At 65.7% G+C, this 17,084-nt stretch carries 18 protein-coding genes; 8 read left to right on the plus strand and 10 right to left on the minus strand.

Annotation, left to right across the window (positions count from 1 at the left end):
- Positions 1 to 88 precede the first annotated feature (88 nt).
- Positions 89 to 346 (minus strand): DUF6455 family protein, encoded by a 258-nt coding sequence (locus tag AC0J5K_RS15550; RefSeq protein ID WP_074835978.1) that lies wholly within the window; start codon positions 344 to 346, stop codon positions 89 to 91.
- 171 nt (positions 347 to 517) lie between these two features.
- Here AC0J5K_RS15550 and AC0J5K_RS15555 point away from each other — a divergent pair, with 171 nt between their 5' ends.
- Positions 518 to 2,467 (plus strand): OmpA family protein, encoded by a 1,950-nt coding sequence (locus tag AC0J5K_RS15555; RefSeq protein ID WP_274565320.1) that lies wholly within the window; start codon positions 518 to 520, stop codon positions 2,465 to 2,467.
- Between the two features lie 54 nt (positions 2,468 to 2,521).
- Here the strand turns inward: AC0J5K_RS15555 and AC0J5K_RS15560 are convergent, their stop codons facing one another.
- Positions 2,522 to 3,241 (minus strand): M48 family metallopeptidase, encoded by a 720-nt coding sequence (locus AC0J5K_RS15560; RefSeq protein ID WP_074835980.1) that lies wholly within the window; start codon positions 3,239 to 3,241, stop codon positions 2,522 to 2,524.
- A gap of 124 nt (positions 3,242 to 3,365) precedes the next feature.
- Between AC0J5K_RS15560 and AC0J5K_RS15565 the strand changes: the two genes are divergently transcribed.
- The 3 genes from AC0J5K_RS15565 to AC0J5K_RS15575 all read left to right on the plus strand — a co-directional run bounded on the left by AC0J5K_RS15565 (position 3,366) and on the right by AC0J5K_RS15575 (position 5,026).
- Positions 3,366 to 3,605 (plus strand): hypothetical protein, encoded by a 240-nt coding sequence (locus AC0J5K_RS15565; RefSeq protein ID WP_048533260.1) that lies wholly within the window; start codon positions 3,366 to 3,368, stop codon positions 3,603 to 3,605.
- A 156-nt stretch (positions 3,606 to 3,761) separates the two neighbouring features.
- Complete coding sequence (locus AC0J5K_RS15570) at positions 3,762 to 4,340, plus strand: nitroreductase family protein (RefSeq protein ID WP_074835982.1); 579 nt, start codon at positions 3,762 to 3,764, stop codon at positions 4,338 to 4,340.
- Complete coding sequence (locus AC0J5K_RS15575; RefSeq protein ID WP_048533262.1) at positions 4,337 to 5,026, plus strand: EI24 domain-containing protein; 690 nt, start codon at positions 4,337 to 4,339, stop codon at positions 5,024 to 5,026. Before AC0J5K_RS15570 ends, AC0J5K_RS15575 begins: the two co-directional genes overlap by 4 nt.
- A 47-nt stretch (positions 5,027 to 5,073) precedes the next feature.
- Here AC0J5K_RS15575 and AC0J5K_RS15580 read toward each other — a convergent pair whose 3' ends face one another.
- The 4 genes from AC0J5K_RS15580 to AC0J5K_RS15595 form a co-directional block, all read right to left on the minus strand.
- Positions 5,074 to 5,505, minus strand: a complete 432-nt coding sequence (locus tag AC0J5K_RS15580; RefSeq protein ID WP_048533263.1) for a DUF1330 domain-containing protein — start codon at positions 5,503 to 5,505, stop codon at positions 5,074 to 5,076.
- Positions 5,506 to 5,525: 20 nt separating this feature from the next.
- Positions 5,526 to 6,104, minus strand: a complete 579-nt coding sequence (locus AC0J5K_RS15585) for an NADPH-dependent FMN reductase (RefSeq protein ID WP_074835983.1) — start codon at positions 6,102 to 6,104, stop codon at positions 5,526 to 5,528.
- A 158-nt stretch (positions 6,105 to 6,262) separates the two neighbouring features.
- Positions 6,263 to 6,913 carry a YiaD family glycine zipper/OmpA-like lipoprotein gene (locus AC0J5K_RS15590; RefSeq protein WP_074835985.1) on the minus strand — a complete coding sequence of 217 codons (651 nt, stop codon included), beginning with the start codon at positions 6,911 to 6,913 and terminating at the stop codon, positions 6,263 to 6,265.
- A 203-nt stretch (positions 6,914 to 7,116) separates the two neighbouring features.
- Positions 7,117 to 7,953, minus strand: a complete 837-nt coding sequence (locus AC0J5K_RS15595; protein WP_274565319.1) for a bifunctional helix-turn-helix domain-containing protein/methylated-DNA--[protein]-cysteine S-methyltransferase — start codon at positions 7,951 to 7,953, stop codon at positions 7,117 to 7,119.
- A gap of 91 nt (positions 7,954 to 8,044) precedes the next feature.
- Here AC0J5K_RS15595 and nth point away from each other — a divergent pair, with 91 nt between their 5' ends.
- On the plus strand, positions 8,045 to 8,689 hold the full coding sequence (gene nth / locus AC0J5K_RS15600; RefSeq protein WP_048533267.1) for an endonuclease III: 645 nt from the start codon (positions 8,045 to 8,047) through the stop codon (positions 8,687 to 8,689).
- Positions 8,686 to 9,675, plus strand: a complete 990-nt coding sequence (locus AC0J5K_RS15605) for an adenosine kinase (RefSeq protein WP_274565318.1) — start codon at positions 8,686 to 8,688, stop codon at positions 9,673 to 9,675. Before nth ends, AC0J5K_RS15605 begins: the two co-directional genes overlap by 4 nt.
- A gap of 133 nt (positions 9,676 to 9,808) precedes the next feature.
- On the opposite strand, the gene AC0J5K_RS15610 is transcribed toward AC0J5K_RS15605, so the two are convergent.
- The gene (locus AC0J5K_RS15610; protein WP_074835988.1) at positions 9,809 to 10,627 is read right to left on the minus strand and encodes a sulfotransferase family protein; all 819 of its coding nucleotides are present in this window, start codon (positions 10,625 to 10,627) and stop codon (positions 9,809 to 9,811) included.
- A gap of 141 nt (positions 10,628 to 10,768) precedes the next feature.
- On the opposite strand from AC0J5K_RS15610, the gene AC0J5K_RS15615 reads away from it, so the two are divergent.
- Positions 10,769 to 12,346 (plus strand): DUF5928 domain-containing protein, encoded by a 1,578-nt coding sequence (locus tag AC0J5K_RS15615; protein WP_074835989.1) that lies wholly within the window; start codon positions 10,769 to 10,771, stop codon positions 12,344 to 12,346.
- Positions 12,347 to 12,355: 9 nt separating this feature from the next.
- Complete coding sequence (locus AC0J5K_RS15620) at positions 12,356 to 12,733, plus strand: HIT domain-containing protein (RefSeq protein WP_048533271.1); 378 nt, start codon at positions 12,356 to 12,358, stop codon at positions 12,731 to 12,733.
- A 268-nt stretch (positions 12,734 to 13,001) separates the two neighbouring features.
- On the opposite strand, the gene AC0J5K_RS15625 is transcribed toward AC0J5K_RS15620, so the two are convergent.
- The 3 genes from AC0J5K_RS15625 to AC0J5K_RS15635 all read right to left on the minus strand — a co-directional run bounded on the left by AC0J5K_RS15625 (position 13,002) and on the right by AC0J5K_RS15635 (position 16,914).
- Entirely contained in the window at positions 13,002 to 13,907 is a 906-nt protein-coding gene (locus AC0J5K_RS15625; RefSeq protein WP_048533272.1) for a LysR family transcriptional regulator, read from the minus strand.
- A 266-nt stretch (positions 13,908 to 14,173) separates the two neighbouring features.
- Positions 14,174 to 14,734, minus strand: coding sequence for a type 1 glutamine amidotransferase domain-containing protein (locus AC0J5K_RS15630; protein WP_074835991.1), 561 nt, complete (start codon positions 14,732 to 14,734; stop codon positions 14,174 to 14,176).
- Positions 14,735 to 14,886: 152 nt separating this feature from the next.
- Positions 14,887 to 16,914: an NADPH-dependent 2,4-dienoyl-CoA reductase gene (locus AC0J5K_RS15635; RefSeq protein WP_274565317.1), complete on the minus strand. Its 2,028-nt coding sequence runs from the start codon at positions 16,912 to 16,914 to the stop codon at positions 14,887 to 14,889.
- Positions 16,915 to 17,084 lie beyond the last annotated feature (170 nt).

Consider the following 17,084-nt stretch of genomic DNA (forward strand, 5'->3'; position numbering starts at 1 on the left):
CTCTTCATAGCATGTAGAGCGTGCCCTGTCAGCGGATTCCGCGCAGGCCTTCGGCCGTCGCGCCGGGCACCGGGCCCGACAGCGCCGGTCAACCCTTTGACAAATCGTCGAACATCCGGGCGTTGCGACAATAGCCGGGGCTCGCGGCCACCGGGGCTGCCTGCCGGTCGAGCCATCTGGCGCAGTCGTCCGGCCGGGGGCAATTGGTACAGCTCAGCACCGCATCGGCCACCGCTTCGCTGCTGATCCGTCCGCGCAAGACCTGCTCTTCCATATCGAGCCCCCGCGCTTCGGCCATCCGATCCATCAAGATCGCATGGCGCTTGATCTTCTGTGGTGACTGCATGGCGTTCCCCTTTGCTGTGCAACGACGGCCCCAGCCTAGCAGGACGGGTCGCCTCGGCCTTTGATCTGGGTCAAAACCCGGCGTCACGCGAATTTGTGCCGATCGATCTCGCCGGCTGGAACAGTCGGGCCGCTGCGGCGTTGGGCCAGCGAGTTGAGAAGAGGTATCAAGATGACCAGATCGACATTGATGAAAAGCACGGCCATTGTGCTGTCTCTCGCGCTGGCCGTTCCCACGGTCGCCCCGGCACAAAGCGGCGACGTGTCAGCCTTTGCAGCCGGCGAAATGCCCTCGGCCGAGCAGATCGACGAGATGGGCCGCGACATTCTCGAACAGCTTGGCGTGCTGATCGGCCTTGACCGCGATGCCGCGCGGGCGATGGAGCTCGAAGAGCTTCGCGTCGCGATCAAGACGGAGCTTGGGCTGCCGGTCGACGAGGCCGCAGAGAGCGAAGAACCGCCGGCCGAGACGGCGGAAGTCACGGCCGAGGGCGCCGCCGAAGTAACCGCCGAGGCCGCCGAGGAGGCCGCCGCAGAGGTCGAGGGCGCGGCCGAAGCAGCTGTCGAAGAAGCCCAGGACGTCGTCGAGGAGGCGGCGGACGCGGCAGAAACGGCCAGCGAAGAGGCCGGCGAGCAGACCGAAGAACTCCGCGAGGCGCTTGAAGACGCGCAGGCAGAGGACGCGCCGGAGGGCGAACAACAGATCGAAACCGAAGCGGAGGCCGAGGCCGAAGCGCAGGTCGAAACCGAAACCCAGGTCGAAAGTGAGGCCGAAGCCGAAGCGGAAGCGGAGACCGAGGCGCAAGCTGAGACCGAGACGCAGGCAGAGACCTCCCTCGGTGGCCTGGCCGGTATCAACGACATCGACGCCATGAGCCGCGATCAGCTTCTCGCGCTGGCCTCCGACCTGTCGCTCGACCTCGGAGCCACGGAAAATATGTCCGAGGCCGAACTGCGCACCGCGGTGAAGGCCGCTCTGGGCATGGAGGTGGAGGTGGTCGAGCCCGCCCCGGAAGAAACCGAGCCGGACACGACCGTTGCCGACAGCACACCGATGGCGGCCGAGGATGATGCCGCCACCGCCGAAGGCGAGGTCGTGGTGGAGACCGTGACCGAGGCCGACGTCCGCTCGAGCAGCGAGGAATTCGGCAGCGACGTCATCGTCGAACAGCAAGCCGAGCAGCGCGGCACCCGTGAAGACGACGATGACGATGATGATCGCGGCTTCAGCAATGCCGAAACCGCCGCCGCCCTGGGGCTTGGCGTGCTGGCGCTGAGCCAGATTCTCGGCGACGCCGACGAGGTTGTGTCCAACTCGGGCGACCGGGTGGTGGTGCGGCGCGGCAACGATCTTCAGGTCATCCGCGATGATGACGTGCTGCTGCGCCAGCCCGGCTCGGAGGTCGAGACCCGCAACTTTGCCGACGGCTCGTCGCGTGTGGTCGTCACCCGCCCCGACGGCAGCCAGGTGATCACCGTTCGGGCCGCCGATGGCACCGTGGTGCGCCGGGTGCAGGTGCGTGCCGACGGCCGCCGCATCGTGCTTTTCGACGACACCGAGGAAGCGGCAGAACCGGTCGATGTGACCACCCTGCCAGAGCCGCGCCGACAACAGCCCGTTACCGTCACCTCTGGCGATCGGGCCGCATTGGAAGCCGCGCTGAACGCGCAGCTGGCCGCCGATGTCGACCGCCGCTTTTCGCTCAATCAGGTCCGCTCGATCCGTGAAGTCCGCCACCTGATGCCCGAGGTCACGCTTGATGCGGTCAACTTCCAAACCGGCTCTGCGGTGATCCAGCCGGGCGAAGCCGAGGAACTGGCCGATCTGGGCAGCCAGCTTGCCGATTTCCTTGCCGCCAATCCCGACGAGCTGTTTATCGTCGAAGGCCACACCGACACCGTGGGCGACGCCGCCTATAACCTCGCCCTGTCGGACCGCCGGGCGGAATCCGTGGCGCTGGCGCTGGTGGAATATTTCGACGTGCCGCCGGAGAACCTGATCATCCAAGGCTATGGCGAAAGCGATCTACTGGTGCCGCGTGAAGGCCCCGAGCGCGCCAACCGCCGCGCCACCGTGCGCCGGATCACGCCGCTGCTGCACCGCAACGCGCGGCTCGACTGAGCGCTGCGTCAGGACTGAAAAGTACCCCCGCGACCGGACGTTCGCGGGGGTTTTTCATTTCAGCCGGCGTGCCACCCGCCGCACCGTCTCGATCCGCGCGGAATTGGGCGGATGGGTGCCGAGAAACCGGTTTCCGGGATCGGGAATGCGGGCAAAGAATTCGGCGCCGCGCACCGGATCAAAGCCCGCGCGATGGGCGATGACCGTGCCGATGGCATCCGCCTCGAGCTCGAAATCCTTGGTAAAGCTGCGCCGTCCAAGCGCCGCACCCAGCTCCAGCCCGGCCTCTATGGCACCGCTGTCACCCCCCGAGATGGTCGCCGCCGCCCGCCCGAAAAGCTCCGAGCCCAGCGTCGCATTGCGCTGCGCCCGCTCGATATGGCCGCCGATGTGATGCGCCGCCTCATGGCCCATGACAAAGGCCAGCTCGTCGGCATTGTCGACATTCAGGATTAGCGCGAGGTTGAAGGCGATGATCGGCCGGCCCTGCCGGTCGAGCGTGTGAAAGGCGTTGGGGGCCTGGCCGGGCCGATCGTCGACGACGATCTGGAAATCGCAGGGCCCGCGCAACCGCACCTTGCGGCATTCGGCCTCGGCCACGGGTTCGACCTGTTCCACCACGGCCACGAACTGCCGCGCCGCCGCATCGGCACGGCGCTGAATCTGGGTTTCGGTCAGTGGCCCCGCCGTATCCTGAGGCAGCCGCGGCGCAGGCGCGACCGCGGCACAGGCCGAAAGGAAGAGCGTCAGGAACAGGAGAGAGATACGAGTCATGTCAGATCGAAAATAGGCCGCGCAACAGCCGGGTGCCAGATGTGAAAAGCCGCAAGGCGGGGAATTGCTTATCCTGGCCCCCGGCGCCGGTTGCAAATGCCCCGCCAGCCTCTAATCTGGTGGCATGTTTACGATCGAGCACGAATTCGACGCCACCGTCGTCACCCTTGTGGATGAAGGCGACGCCCCGCTTCAGGAGGACGTCGTTGTCAACGGTTTTGCCGAATGCATCACCGTCGAGCAATATGACCCGCGCGAGGACAGGATGCACAGGATCACCCTGTCGATCGCCCAGATGCGCGATCTGGCCACCGCCATCGACCTGCCCGAAGGCGTCTATCGCCGCGCCGCGCAACAGGGCTGAGGCATCAGCCCGGCCTCCGGTAAAGCATTTGCACACTGGGCCCGTCCAGACAGCTCGGAACATTCATCTGGGGCCATTCCCCGACCGGGACGCCGCCTGCCCTTGAAAACCCCGGCCCGACGGGTGACATAAGCGGCGACACGTCAGGAGAGCCGCATGCCCCAACCCAATCAAGCTGCACTGGATTTTCTGCTGAGCCGCCGCTCGCGCCCGGCCAAGACGCTTCAGGCCCCGGCGCCGGACCGCGCCGCGCTGGACCCGATCCTGACCGCCGGCCTGCGCAGCCCCGATCACGGCAAGCTCGAACCCTGGCGGCTGATCGTGCTCGACCGGGCCGCACTCGACCGTCTGGCGGGCCTTGCCGAAACCCGCGGCGCGGCGCTCGGGCTCGACCCCGACCAGGTGGAAAAGACCCGCGCCACCTATGCCGACAGCCCGCTGGCGGTGGTGGTGGTGGCCGCACCCGTGGCCTCTGAAAAGGTGCCCGAGATCGAACAGCTCTATTCCGCCGGGGCGGTCTGCCTATCGCTGCTCAATGCGGCGCTGGCGGCCGGTTGGGGTGCGAACTGGCTCTCCGGCTGGGCCAGCCATGACCGCGGCTTTGTCGAACAGGGCCTTGCGCTCGCACCGCAGGAAAGCGTTGCCGGCATCATCCACATCGGCACCGAACGCGCCGCACCGCCGGACCGCCCGCGCCCCGATCAGGGGGCCAAGGTCACCTGGATGGACCAATGATCCTGTCCGCCTTTCTCAAATCGCTCAGCCAGCTCAGCGATTCCCGGTTCCGCAAGGTGCTCTGGATGGGCATCGGGCTGACCGTGGCGCTGCTCTTCGGGGCCTATGCCGGGCTGCTCTGGCTGATCGAATGGCTCACCGGCGAAAGCATGACCCTGCCGCTTGTGGGCGAGGTCACCTGGGTCGGCGATCTGCTGAGCATCGGCTCGCTGGTCTTCATGATCGTGCTTTCGGCCTTCCTGATGATTCCGGTGGCCTCGGCAATCACCTCGATGTTCCTCGACGAGGTGGCGCAGGCGGTCGAAGACCGGCATTATCCCAGCCTGCCGCCGGCCACCCCGGTGCCCTTTGCCGATGCGGCGCGCGATACGGTCAGCTTTCTTGGCATCCTGATCGGTGCCAACCTTGTGGCCTTCGTGCTCTATGTGTTCTTTCCGCCGGCCACGCCCTTCATCTTCTGGGGAATGAACGGCTTTCTGCTCGGGCGGGAGTATTTCACCCTTGCCGCGATGCGCCGGATCGGCCGCGAGGGTGCCCGGGAGATGCGCCGCAAACATGGCACGACGATCTGGATCGCCGGCATCCTGATGGCCATGCCGCTCAGCGTGCCGCTGCTGAACCTGCTGGTGCCGATCCTCGGCGCCGCCACCTTCACCCATATCTATCACGCGCTGTCGCGCCGCTGAGCGCGGCGGCCGGCCGACGGGGCCGGCCTGCTGGGGTGCGGCGCCGGTCAGCCTTCGGCCAGTTCGCCGAAATGCGCCCCCGGCGCACCCGGCGCCATGCGGATCAGCCGCGAGGTCTCGACCGCCGCCTGCCGGTGGCGCACCGCACGCCGGTAGTCCGGGTCGCGGATCATCGCGACAAAGGCATCGACCGAGGGGTATTCGGCGATGAAGGCAATGTCCCAGCGCTCTTCCGAGGGGCCGATCAGCATCAGCTCGGGCTGTCCGACCCAGACCTGCCGCCCGCCCAACCGCTGAAAGATCGGGCCGCTTTCGCGGGCGTAGGCGCGATAGGCTTCGGCACCGCTGGCCTCGGTGCCGTCGTCATAGCGGGCGCGGGCGTGCAGGCGCACGAGGTTGAGCATATGCACCGGCCCCTCGCGCTGCATCTCGCGGAACGCTGCAAAGCTCTCGCGCGTCGGATCGACGTGATCTGTCATCGGGTCTCCTGCCGGCTGTTTCAGGCAGAGTGGTCAATCGCCGTCCCGGCGGCAAGCCCCTGGCGTCGCACCTCTTCGCGCAGCGCCGCCATCAGCGCGGTCAGCGTCTTCTCATAGCGGTCATTGATCAGCCGGCCCTCGGCATCGAACTGTTCGCGCCCCTGTGCCACCAGAACCTCCGGCCCCTGAAGCAACCTGGGCCGAAAGGCCACCAGGCTGGCGCGCAGCATCATCTGGGTGCGCTCGCCCCCGGCGCGGCCCGATGCGGCGGACATGATCGCCACCGGCTTGCCCTGCCAGGGAAAGACATCGGTGCGGCTGATCCAGTCGAGCGCATTTTTCAGCACACCGGAGACCCCCTTGTTGTATTCCGGCCCCGAGATCACCAGCGCATCGGCCGCGGCGATCTGATCGGCCAGGCGTCGCGCCGGTGCCGGAATGCCCTCTTCCGCCTCGAGATCGCCGTCATACAGCGGCAGGCGCAGGTCGGCCTCGGCGGTCTCGGCCGCGCCGAAGAGCCGCAGCGCCTCGCGCATCAGCTTGGTGTTGGACGATTCCGCGCGCAGGGAGCCGGAGATGCCCAGAAGGGTTACTGCCATGTGCTGCCTCTCTTTCTGTCTGCCCCAAGGAGATACCTCGATGTCGGCGCAAGGCAAGGCGCCGGTCCGGCCCCGGGGGCGCATGAAAAACCCCGGCCCGCATCAACTGCGGACCGGGGCCGGACATGGGATCGGGTCGAAGAACCCGGCCGAAGCGATCAGGCGTTCGGCAGGATCACGATTTCGACGCGGCGGTTCTGGGCCTTGCCCTGCGCCGTCAGGTTGTCCGCCACCGGCTGGTCTTCGCCACGGCCGATGGTCTGAAGCCGGCTGCCCGAGACGCCCGCGGCGACCAGCACATTGGCAACCGATTGCGCCCGGCGTTGCGACAGGCCGAGGTTATAGGCGGCGTCGCCGTCGCTGTCGGTGTGGCCGACGATCTGGACGGTCGAATTCGGATAGGCCTGGAGGTTGCCGGCCAGCGCCCGCAGGTCGCGTTGCAGATCGGGACGTACGGTGGCGTCATTCACAGCAAAGAGGATGTCGTTCGGCAGGGTCACGATCAGCCGGTCACCGGTGTTGGTGATGGTGCCGTTGCTCATGCTCTGGCGCAGGTCTTCTTCCTGTTGGTCCAGACGGTTGCCGATGACCGCGCCGGCGCCGGCACCGACAATCGCGCCGCCGATGATCCGGTTGCGTTTCTCGACCTCGTTGCCGCCGGCGATCGCGCCGGCCGCCGCCCCGGCAAGGCCGCCGAGGATCGCGCCCTGTCGGGCTTTCTGGTTCTGGTTGGGGCCCTGGGTGGTGCAGGCCGCAAGCGAAAGCGCGGCGGCCGAAGCCAGCAGGATGGGTTTGCTCAGAAAAGTCATGATAGTCGTTCGCCTCATTGATTGCGCTGTCGCACGCCGCGCGTGCTTTACACTGGTCGCGATCCTGTCGCCGCTCACAATTACGTGCAAGGGGGAATCGGCGAAAGCTTGCCACCTCTCGGCGTTGACGCGGTGTCGCGAGGGCGGGGCGGTGCCGCCCCCGACCCGACCGAGGATATCTGTGAACCGAAGAAGGACCGGCGTCAGGCTTCGGCGCGGGCCGATTCATATGCCAGCAGCGCGCGTTTCACCGGCAGGCCCCAGTGATATCCGCCAAGCGCGCCTGATTTGCGCAGGGCGCGATGACAGGGGATCAGCCAGGAGACCGGGTTGCGGCCCACCGCCGTGCCCACCGCGCGCACCGCCTTGGGCCTGCCGATGCTCGTCGCGATTTCGGAATAGGTGGTGACATGGCCCGAAGGGATCGCGAGCAGCGCCTCCCAGACCTTGATCTGGAACGGCGCGCCGATCAGGTAGAGCGGGGTCTCGCCCCGCACCTCGCCAAAGGCGGCGCCGACCCAGGCGGCGAGGCGCTCCGGCGCCTCCTGGTAGCGGGCCTCGGGCCAGCGGCGGCGCAGATCCTCCATACAGGCCGCCTCGCCCATCTCGGCGGCAAAGCCCAGCCCGCAAAGCCCACGGTCGGTGCCCATCACCAGCGCCCGGCCAAAGGGGCTGTCGAACCAGCCCCAATATATGCTCAGCCCGGCGCCGCCATGGGCATAATCGCCGGGGCTCATCGCCTCCCAGCGCAGGAACAGATCGTGCAACCGGCCGCCCCCCGAAAGCCCGGCACCATCGGCCGCCGCCAGCGTGGTGAAGCGCTCGCGCAGCAGCGCCTTGGCATGACCCAGTGCCAGATACTGCTGATAGCGTTTGGGCGAGACACCGACCCATTTCGAAAACAGCCGCTGGAAATGCGCCGGGCTCATGTTCATTTCGCCGGCCAGCGCCTCCAGCGTCAACGGCGTCTGGCTGGCGTCGATCAGATCGATGGCGCGGCGCATGACCTGATAGTGATATCCGTTTTCCTGCATGGTCATCGGGCAACTCCTTTGCCTCAATCTAGGGTGCAGGCCGGACTGTCGCGACCCGAATGTTGCGCTTGCGTCGGGGCTGGGCCATAGAACGGGCATGGCCAAGCAGCTCGATTATCACACGATCCGCGAGATTTTTAGCCGGTTTCACGCCGCCGAGCCCGAACCGAAGGGCGAGCTCGACCATGTGAACGCCTATACGCTGGTGGTCGCCGTGGCGCTTTCGGCGCAGGCGACCGATGCCGGGGTGAACCGGGCGACCAAGGAGCTGTTTCGCATCGCCGACACGCCGGAGAAGATGCTGGCCTTGGGCGAAGCGGGGCTGACCGAGCACATCAAGACCATCGGTCTCTATCGCAACAAGGCCAAGAACGTCATCAAGCTGTCGAAAATCCTTGTCGAGGACTATGGCGGCGAGGTGCCCAATTCCCGCGCCGCGCTGATCTCGCTGCCCGGGGTCGGGCGCAAGACCGCAAATGTGGTGCTCAACATGTGGTGGCGCTACCCGGCGCAGGCGGTGGACACCCATATCTTTCGCCTCGGCAACCGGTCGGGCATCTGCCCGGGAAAGGATGTCGAAGCCGTCGAACGCGCCATCGAGGATCACATCCCGGTGGATTTCCAGCAGCACGCCCATCACTGGATGATCCTGCACGGCCGCTACGTCTGCAAGGCGCGCAAACCGATGTGCGCCACCTGCATCATCCGAGATCTCTGTATGTACGAGGACAAGAACCTATGAAGACCTATCAGGTTGTCGGCATCGGCAACGCCGTCGTCGATGTGATCACCCAAGCCGACGACAGCTTTCTCGAACACATGGGGATCGGCAAGGGCATCATGCAGCTGATCGAGCGCGAGCGCGCCGAGGTGCTCTATGGTGCCATGGGCGAACGCAAGCAGGCGGCTGGCGGGTCGGTGGCCAATACCATCGCCGGGGCCGGCAATCTGGGCATGCGGACAGCCTTTGTCGGCCGGGTGCATGACGATGCGCTGGGCCGCTTCTATGCCGAGGCGATGGAGAAGGTGGGCACCGCCTTTGTCAATCCGCCGGTGCCGGGCGGCGAACTGCCGACCTCGCGCTCGATGATCTTTGTCTCGCCCGATGGCGAGCGGTCGATGAACACCTATCTCGGGATTTCCGCCGAACTCGGGCCGGAGGATGTCGACGAGGCGGTGGCGGCTGCGGCCGAGATCGTCTTTCTCGAGGGCTATCTGTTCGACAAGGACAAGGGCAAGGACGCCTTCACCCGCATGGCTCGCGCCTGTAGCGCCGCCGGCGGCAAGGCCGGGATTGCGATCTCGGATCCGTTCTGCGTCGAGCGGCATCGGGCGGATTTCCTGCAATTGATCGAGAACGAGCTGGATTACGTGATCGGCAACGAGGCCGAGATCCGCTCGCTGTATGAAACCGACGACACCGAAGAGGCGCTGGCCAAGGTCTCGGCGATCTGTTCGCTGGTCTGCTGCACCCGATCCGGCGACGGGGTGACGATCGTGGCCGACGGCCAGCGTACCGATGTCGGCGTGCAGCGGATCGTGCCGGTGGATGCGACCGGGGCGGGCGACGGCTTTGCCGCCGGCTTTCTTTACGGTCTGGCGCAGGGCCGTGACATGCAGACCTGTGGCCGCATGGGCTGTGCCGTGGCCGGCGAGGTGATCCGCCACGTCGGCCCGCGGGCCGAGACCGAATTGTTGCAGGTTCTGGAGGCTGCGGGCCTGGCCTGAGACCGCGGCCCCGAACCTCGCGGTTTTGCGCGTTGAGGCCGGCCAAGAGGCCCCGGCGCGGGGGCCGGGGCACGGTTTTCGGGGTGGCCGGTTTCTGAGCAACGGGTGACAAACCGGCGCCCGGTGTCCTGGCCTATTCCCCCAGCTTGGCGTGTACCTCGTCGAGGTCGATCTCGGCCACCGGCATCTTGTTCGACGGATCGGCGGGATCGTATTTGAAGACGTCGAAATCGCGCTTGTACATTTCGTAGACCAGGTGCATCGACAGGTCGTCAAAGTAATCCTCGACCGGATGCGCGCGTTTCGGCCCGTGGCCCTCGCTCTCGTTGAAGCGCGGGATCTCCGCGAGCTTGACCTCGTGGCGGGTGTCGATCTTGCCCAGCACCTCGGACATGCCCTCGTTGAACTTCTCGGTCCAGATGATCTTGTCGTAGCGCCCGCCGTTGCAGATGAAGGTCGAAACGTGGCCGGAGGTCGCCGACCAGTGGATGTCCGGGTCCATCGGCTTGCGCCAGCGAATGGTGTCGCGGGCGAACAGCAGGAAGCGACGGAAGCTGGCGATCTGGTCGAACTCGCCCTTGCCGTCGTCGCCGCCGACCTCGATGCCGTATTTCTGCACCAGCATCGGCACCAGGTTGCCGCGGTAGCGGTTGCCGTTGCGCTGGATGCCGCAGATCTTGTCGAAAAAGGACGACAGGATGCGGGTATAGGGGTTGCGCACACAGGTGAAGGCATAGGCCTGATGCGTCTTGACGTTGGCGTTGATCAGGTTCTGGCTGTCCTCGCGGGACCATTTGTGCAGCCCCGTGGTGGCGTCATGAATGTCGCCATCGTAAAATTCGCCGTGGTCGGAATAATAGAGGATCTGTCCAATGGTCGAGCAGGCGCATTTCGGCACCACGCGATAGACCACGCTTTCACTCTCCGTCATCCATGTGCCGGGAAAGCCCATGGGCTGCTGCCTCCAGTCTGCTCTTGTCGTTGCAAAGCTTATACGCTCGTTTGTTTTTGTTACTAAACCCTGTTTATTCAACACGTCATCGGCTTTAACTGAGGGCCAGGGCGGGACGCGCGGAATATGACCTAGATCACAATGTCGAAAATAGCCTTCATATTGCTCTGTCACAAGGATCCAGAGGCCGTTATCAAGCAGGCCCAGCGGCTTACGGCAAAAGACGACTACATGTCGATCCATTTCGACGCGCGGGCGCCGCGGGCCGCCTATGACCGGATCCGCAGCGCTCTGGCCGACAACGCGCATGTCACCTTTGCCAAGCGCCGGATCAAATGCGGCTGGGGGGCCTGGTCGCTGGTCGAGGCGACGCTTCTGGCCACCGAGGCGGCAGTCGCCGCCTTTCCCAAGGCGACGCATTTCTACATGCTCTCGGGCGATTGCATGGCGATCAAATCGGCCGAATACACGCATGAGTTCCTCGACGAGAACGACGCCGATTTCATCGAGAGCTTCGACTTTTTCGAGTCGGACTGGATCAAGACCGGTATCCAGGCAGAGCGGCTGATCTATCGCCACTATTTCAACGAGCGCGAGAACAAGCGGCTGTTCTACGCCGCGATGAACCTGCAAAAACGGCTCGGGCTGGAACGCGAAATCCCGTCGGATTTGCAGATCATGATCGGCAGCCAATGGTGGTGCCTGCGCCGCCGCACCATTGAATGGATCCTGGCCTTCACCCGCGAACGTCGCGACGTGATGCGGTTCTTTCGCACCACCTGGATCCCCGACGAGACCTTTTTTCAGACCTTGGTGCGCCATCTGGTGCCGGAAGAGGAAATTCGCAACCGCACGCTCACCTTCCTGATGTTCTCGGACTACGGGATGCCGGTGAATTTCTACAACGATCACTACGATCTCCTGATGAGCCAGGATTACCTCTTCGCCCGCAAGATCAGCCCCGAAGCGCAAGAGCTCAAACGCCGGCTGGGGGTGCTCTATTCCTCGGACGGGGCCGAGTTCCAGATTTCCAACGAGGGCCGCAGCCTTTACACCTTTCTCACCGGGCGGGGCCGCGAAGGCCGGCGCTTCGCCCCGCGCTTCTGGGAGAACGAGGGGTCGCTGGGCCGCGACCGCGAGATGCTGATCGTGGTCTGCAAGAAATGGCACGTCGCCAAGCGGCTGGTCTGGCGCATCCAGCAACTTACCAATGTTCCGGCGGTCGAATATCTGTTCAACGAAGACAATTGCGCCCTGCCCGATCTCGGGGGCATCCAGGCCTCGATGGACAAACGCCACCGCCACCGCAGGGCGCTGATGCGGATGCTGTTCGACTATTACGACACCGACCGGCTGCTGATCTGCCTCGACCCGGCGAACATCGACCTGTTGCAGGATTTCTACGGCGACCGCTCGGTGACCCGGCTGCTCGAGGTGCAATGCCACTTTACCGACGCCTATCTCGTCGGCCACGCCAAACGCGTGGGTCTGGCCGGGGACCACACCAAGCCCGACGCGCTGCGCCGTCTGCTGCCCACCATCCGCAACGACGTGCTGTTCGAGAGCGAGACGATCCGCGATGCCGGGTTCGCCAATCACAGCCAAATCCGCGAATGGGAAACCGCCGAGCAGAATGCCCGCGCCCTCGCAGATTTCCTGCAAGTCCCGCCAGAGACCGCGCTGGACGTCGCCCACACCGATCACCTGTTTGCCGATTGAGGAACCGCCATGTCTTATGCCTATGACGACCAGAACATCTTCGCCAAGATCCTGCGCGGCGAGATCCCCAACACCACGGTGATCGAGACCGAGCATTCGCTGGCCTTTCACGACATCACGCCGCAGGCGCCGACCCATGTGCTGGTGATCCCCAAGGGAGCCTATGTGAGCTTTGACCATTTCGCCAGCGAGGCCGGCGAAGCGGAAATCATCGATTATGTCCGCACCATCGGCCAGGTCGCCCAAATGTGCGGCGTCGACCTGGGCGAAGGCGGCGGCTTTCGCCTGATCTCGAACGCCGGCCGCGACGGTGTGCAGGAGGTTCCGCACCTGCATGTCCATGTTCTCGGCGGCCGCGGGCTGGGCCGCATGCTGCAACCGGCGTGATCGCGCCCCGGCGCCGTGCCTTGATTGGCCGGGAGGCCCCGGATCGGGTCCGGGGCGCGCGGGTTCTTTGCCGCACCCACAGACCGTCTTCCGGACCTATTCATGCCACCGGTCTCCCGCCCGTCCCGGCCGCCGCGCCGGGACCTCTCCGCCCCAGGCCAAGGGGCCCCGGCGCGGAAGCCGGGGCGCGGTGGTCGCCTGACAAGGCGCCAATGTAAAAACCCCCGGCACAGGGACCGGGGGTGAAATCGTTACACGGAGACAAAACTTACCAGTCGGTCGGGCCCTTGTCGGCAAAGGCATGGACCAGGAAATCGATGAAGGCGCGCACCTTGGGCTGGGTGAACCGGCCCGGCGGATAGACCGCATAGACGCCCTGGGTCTCGACCGGCAGATCGGGGATCGCATCCTCGACCAGGCCTTTCTCCATCGCCTCGCCGTACAGGAAAGACGGCAGATAGGCGATGCCCAGCCCCGCCACCGCGGCATTGAGCAGCGATTGGCCGTCGTTTACGCTCAGCCAGCCGGCGGTGCGCACCTGGCGTTTTTCGCCCGAGGGGGCGGTCACCTTCCAGACATTGCCGCTCGACTGGTTGGAATAATGCAGCAGCTTGTGCTCGTTCAGATCGTCGATCTTGGTCGGCCGGCCGTATTTCTCGAAATAGGCCGGGCTGGCGATCATCCGCTTGGTGGTTTCGGTCAGCTTGCGGGCGCGCAGCGTGCTGTCCTCCAGCTCGCCGATCCGCACCGCCATGTCGAAACCTTCCGAGATCAGCTCGACGTAGCGGTTGTTCAGCACCATGTTGACGGTGATGTCGGGAAATTCGGACAGGAACTCTCCCAGGATCGGCGACATGTGGTTGACGCCGAAATCGGTCGCGACCGAAATCCGCAGCAGCCCAGATGGCGCCGATTGCATCGAGGTGACAAGCGCATCCGCCTCGCCGGCATCGTTCAGCACCCGTCGGGCGCGGTCGTAATAAGCCAGTCCGATCTCTGTCGGGCTCACCCGGCGGGTGGTGCGGTTCAGCAGCCGCGCGCCCAGCCGGGCCTCGAGCGAGGAGACATGTTTGGAAACGGCGGACTTCGAAATTCCCATCTTCTTGGCGGCATCGGTAAACCCGCCCTGATCGACAACGGTGGCGAAAGCTTCCATTTCAGTCAGGCGATCCATACGTGTTCCTCGATAAACTGTGACATCCCGGAGAACAGTAATGATCGTCAATTCGGGCAGAACCGGGGCCGTGCGCTGACAATATCGCGGTATCTAGCGCACTGTTCACAGGGCAAAACACGCATGGCGGGTGTCCCTCATCGTCGCACCATTTTGCGGTGCAAGCCCGCACTTTGTTTCCAAAGATTGTGGCCGCTCCGTGACGTCCGGGCGACAAAAAAAGGGCGGGCACAGCGGCCCGCCCTTTCCTCGATTCACGGCGCGCGTCAGGCGGCCTGCCGATCGTGCCTGCCCTCTTCGATCTCCTCGACGATCTTCGAGACAAACGCCTTGAGGTCTTCGGGCTTGCGCGAGGTCACCAGCCCCAGGTCGGCCACGACCTCCTTGTCCTGCCAGAGGCCGCCGGCATTTTCGACATCGGTGCGGATCGACGGATACGAGGTCACTTGGCGGCCCTTGACGAGCCCGGCCTCGACCAGCAGCCAGGGCGCGTGACAGACCGCCGCCACGACCTTGCCCTTGGCATAGAACGCCTTGATCAGCGAGATCGCATCGGCTTCGACGCGCAGCAGATCGGGGTTGATCTGGCCACCGGGCAGAACGATGGCGTCATAGTCCTCGGCCTTGGCCTCGACGATCCTGAGGTCGGCCTCGGCCTCGCGGCCCCAGTCGGTGCCTTCCCAGCCCGTGATGGCTTTGCCGTCAAGCGTCGCCACGTCGACCTTGGCGCCTTTGACGCGCAGTTGGTCACGCGGGAATTCCAGTTCCGATTGCTCGAAGCCATGGGTGGCGACGACGAGGATACGGGCATTTTCGATCTTGGGCATGACGCGGCCTCCTGTTTTCGGTTCAGCCCGCCCAACGCAGTCCGGCGCCGTACGTTCCCCCCGGCCCGCGGCTTCTCCGGTCACGCCCGCGTGAGGTCCAGCGCCGCGGCATCGCCCCCCCCCAAGACGCGCGGCCCGTGGGCCGGCCGGCCTCAGAGCGCCGCGGCCAACCGCGTGCCCTGGTCGATCGCGCGTTTGGCGTCGAGCTCCGCCGCCACATCGGCGCCGCCGATCACATGCACCGAAACGCCGCGCGCCTCCAGCGCATCGGCCAGCGACCGCTCCGACAGCTGCCCGGCACAGAGCACCACGGTATCGACCTCCAGCAGCTCGGGAGCCTCGCGCGCCTCCCCCTTCGAGATCCACAGCCCCTCATCGGTGATCCGCTCATAGTTCACCCCGGCGCGCATCTCGACCGACTTCATCTTCAGAGCCGCCCGGTGGATCCAGCCGGTGGTCTTGCCCAGCCGCCTGCCCGGACGCTCGGGCTTGCGTTGCAGCAGAATGACCTCGCGCTGCGGCGCCTCCGGTCGCGGCCCCTCGGGCGCCAGCCCGCCGCGTGCGGTTTCGGGGTCGGTCACGCCCCAGGTCCGCATCCATTCCGGCAGGTCGAGCGTCGGCGACTGGCCCTGCTCGACAAGAAATTCCGCGACGTCAAAGCCGATGCCGCCGGCGCCGATCACCGCCACCCGGCGGCCCGGCACCGCGGTGCCGCGCAGCACCTCGACATAGCTGAGCACATTCGGCCGCCCTTGCCCCTCGATGCAGGGGTCGCGCGGCAGCACGCCGGTGGCGACAATCACCTCGTCAAAGCCCTGCAAATCCTCCGCCCCGACCCTCCGGCCCAGCGTCACGTTGACGCCGGCCGCTTCGACCATGCGTTCGAACCAGGCGACGAAGGGCACGAATTCCTCCTTGCCGGGGATGCGCTTGGCCATGTTGAGCTGGCCTCCGAGCTCCTCGGCCTGGTCGAACAGCGTCACCGCGTGGCCGCGCTCCGCCGCGGTGATCGCCGCCGACAGCCCCGCGGGCCCGGCGCCGACAACCGCCACCCTCTTCTTGGTCCCGGCCGGGGCGATCACCAGCTCGGTCTCATGGCAGGCCCGCGGATTGACCAGGCAGCTCGAGATCTTGCCACCGAAAGTGTGATCGAGACAGGCCTGGTTGCAGGCGATGCAGGGCGCGATCAGATCGGCCTGGCCGGCCTCGGCCTTGGCCACGAAGGCCGGATCGGCCAGGAAGGGCCGCGCCATGCTGACCATGTCGGCACAGCCCTCCGCCAGCACGTCCTCGGCCACCTCCGGCGTGTTGATCCGGTTCGAGGTGATCACCGGAATGCCCACCTGCCCCATCAGCTTCCTAGTGACCCAGGCAAAGGCCGCGCGCGGCACCGAGGTGGCGATGGTGGGAATCCGCGCCTCGTGCCAGCCGATGCCGGTGTTGAGGATCGAGGCCCCGGCCTTCTCGATCTCCTGCGCCAGCTGCACCACCTCCTCATGGGTCGAGCCATCGGGCACCAGGTCGATCATCGACAGTCGGTAGATCACGATGAACTCCGGCCCCACCGCCGCCCGCACCCGTTTGACCACCTCGATCGGCAGGCGGATGCGGTTCTCGTAGGAGCCGCCCCAGCGGTCGGTGCGCCTGTTGGTATGGCTGACGATGAACTGGTTGATGAAATAGCCTTCCGAGCCCATCACCTCGACGCCGTCATAGCCCGCCTCCTTGGCGCGGCGGGCGGCCTCGGCAATATCGGCGATCTGCTTTTCGATGCCGGCCTCGTCCAGCGCCTTCGGCGGAAACGGCGAGATCGGCGATTTGACGGCACTGGGGGCGACGCAATCGGGGCCATAGGCATACCGTCCGGCATGCAGGATCTGCATCGCGATCATGCCTCCGGCGGCATGCACCCGGTCGGTGACCACCCGATGATTGGCGATGTCCTCGGGGCTGAACAGCCCGGCGGCACCGGGAAAGACCCCGCCTTCGCGGTTCGGCGCCATGCCGCCGGTGACCATCAGCGCCACGCCACCGCGGGCCCGCGCAGCATAGAACTCCGCCACCCGGTTCCAGTCCCGCGTCTCCTCGAGCCCGGTGTGCATCGACCCCATCAGCACCCGATTTTTCAGCGTGACATGGCCCAGATCCAGCGGGCGGAACAGGTTTGGGTAGCGGGTCATCGGCAGCCTCCTCTTTCGCAGCGGAGGTCAGCGGATTGACGTGACTTTGTCACGCGGAACGTGGGGTCAGAACGCCATCCGCCGTTCCGTCACCCGGTCACGGCTTTCCTCTTGCGGAAAATACCGCGGGGGTCCGGGGGCAGCGCCCCCGGCCTGTCGGCCTGCGCAGG

Source organism: Marinovum sp. E3, from assembly GCF_055755275.1.

Excerpts from the sequence above, each read along its gene's own strand:
- AC0J5K_RS15630 (WP_074835991.1), bottom strand. The coding sequence starts at position 14,734 with ATGCCCAAGATCGAAAATGCCCGTATCCTCGTCGTCGCCACCCATGGC.
- AC0J5K_RS15615 (WP_074835989.1), top strand. The coding sequence starts at position 10,769 with ATGTCGAAAATAGCCTTCATATTGCTCTGTCACAAGGATCCAGAGGCC.
- AC0J5K_RS15580 (WP_048533263.1), bottom strand. The coding sequence starts at position 5,505 with ATGACAGATCACGTCGATCCGACGCGCGAGAGCTTTGCAGCGTTCCGC.
- AC0J5K_RS15605 (WP_274565318.1), top strand. The coding sequence starts at position 8,686 with ATGAAGACCTATCAGGTTGTCGGCATCGGCAACGCCGTCGTCGATGTG.
- AC0J5K_RS15560 (WP_074835980.1), bottom strand. The coding sequence starts at position 3,241 with ATGACTCGTATCTCTCTCCTGTTCCTGACGCTCTTCCTTTCGGCCTGT.
- AC0J5K_RS15635 (WP_274565317.1), bottom strand. The coding sequence starts at position 16,914 with ATGACCCGCTACCCAAACCTGTTCCGCCCGCTGGATCTGGGCCATGTC.
- AC0J5K_RS15625 (WP_048533272.1), bottom strand. The coding sequence starts at position 13,907 with ATGGATCGCCTGACTGAAATGGAAGCTTTCGCCACCGTTGTCGATCAG.
- AC0J5K_RS15575 (WP_048533262.1), top strand. The coding sequence starts at position 4,337 with ATGATCCTGTCCGCCTTTCTCAAATCGCTCAGCCAGCTCAGCGATTCC.
- AC0J5K_RS15590 (WP_074835985.1), bottom strand. The coding sequence starts at position 6,913 with ATGACTTTTCTGAGCAAACCCATCCTGCTGGCTTCGGCCGCCGCGCTT.
- AC0J5K_RS15595 (WP_274565319.1), bottom strand. The coding sequence starts at position 7,953 with ATGACCATGCAGGAAAACGGATATCACTATCAGGTCATGCGCCGCGCC.
- AC0J5K_RS15610 (WP_074835988.1), bottom strand. The coding sequence starts at position 10,627 with ATGGGCTTTCCCGGCACATGGATGACGGAGAGTGAAAGCGTGGTCTAT.
- AC0J5K_RS15555 (WP_274565320.1), top strand. The coding sequence starts at position 518 with ATGACCAGATCGACATTGATGAAAAGCACGGCCATTGTGCTGTCTCTC.
- AC0J5K_RS15620 (WP_048533271.1), top strand. The coding sequence starts at position 12,356 with ATGTCTTATGCCTATGACGACCAGAACATCTTCGCCAAGATCCTGCGC.
- AC0J5K_RS15550 (WP_074835978.1), bottom strand. The coding sequence starts at position 346 with ATGCAGTCACCACAGAAGATCAAGCGCCATGCGATCTTGATGGATCGG.
- AC0J5K_RS15585 (WP_074835983.1), bottom strand. The coding sequence starts at position 6,104 with ATGGCAGTAACCCTTCTGGGCATCTCCGGCTCCCTGCGCGCGGAATCG.
- nth (WP_048533267.1), top strand. The coding sequence starts at position 8,045 with ATGGCCAAGCAGCTCGATTATCACACGATCCGCGAGATTTTTAGCCGG.
- AC0J5K_RS15565 (WP_048533260.1), top strand. The coding sequence starts at position 3,366 with ATGTTTACGATCGAGCACGAATTCGACGCCACCGTCGTCACCCTTGTG.
- AC0J5K_RS15570 (WP_074835982.1), top strand. The coding sequence starts at position 3,762 with ATGCCCCAACCCAATCAAGCTGCACTGGATTTTCTGCTGAGCCGCCGC.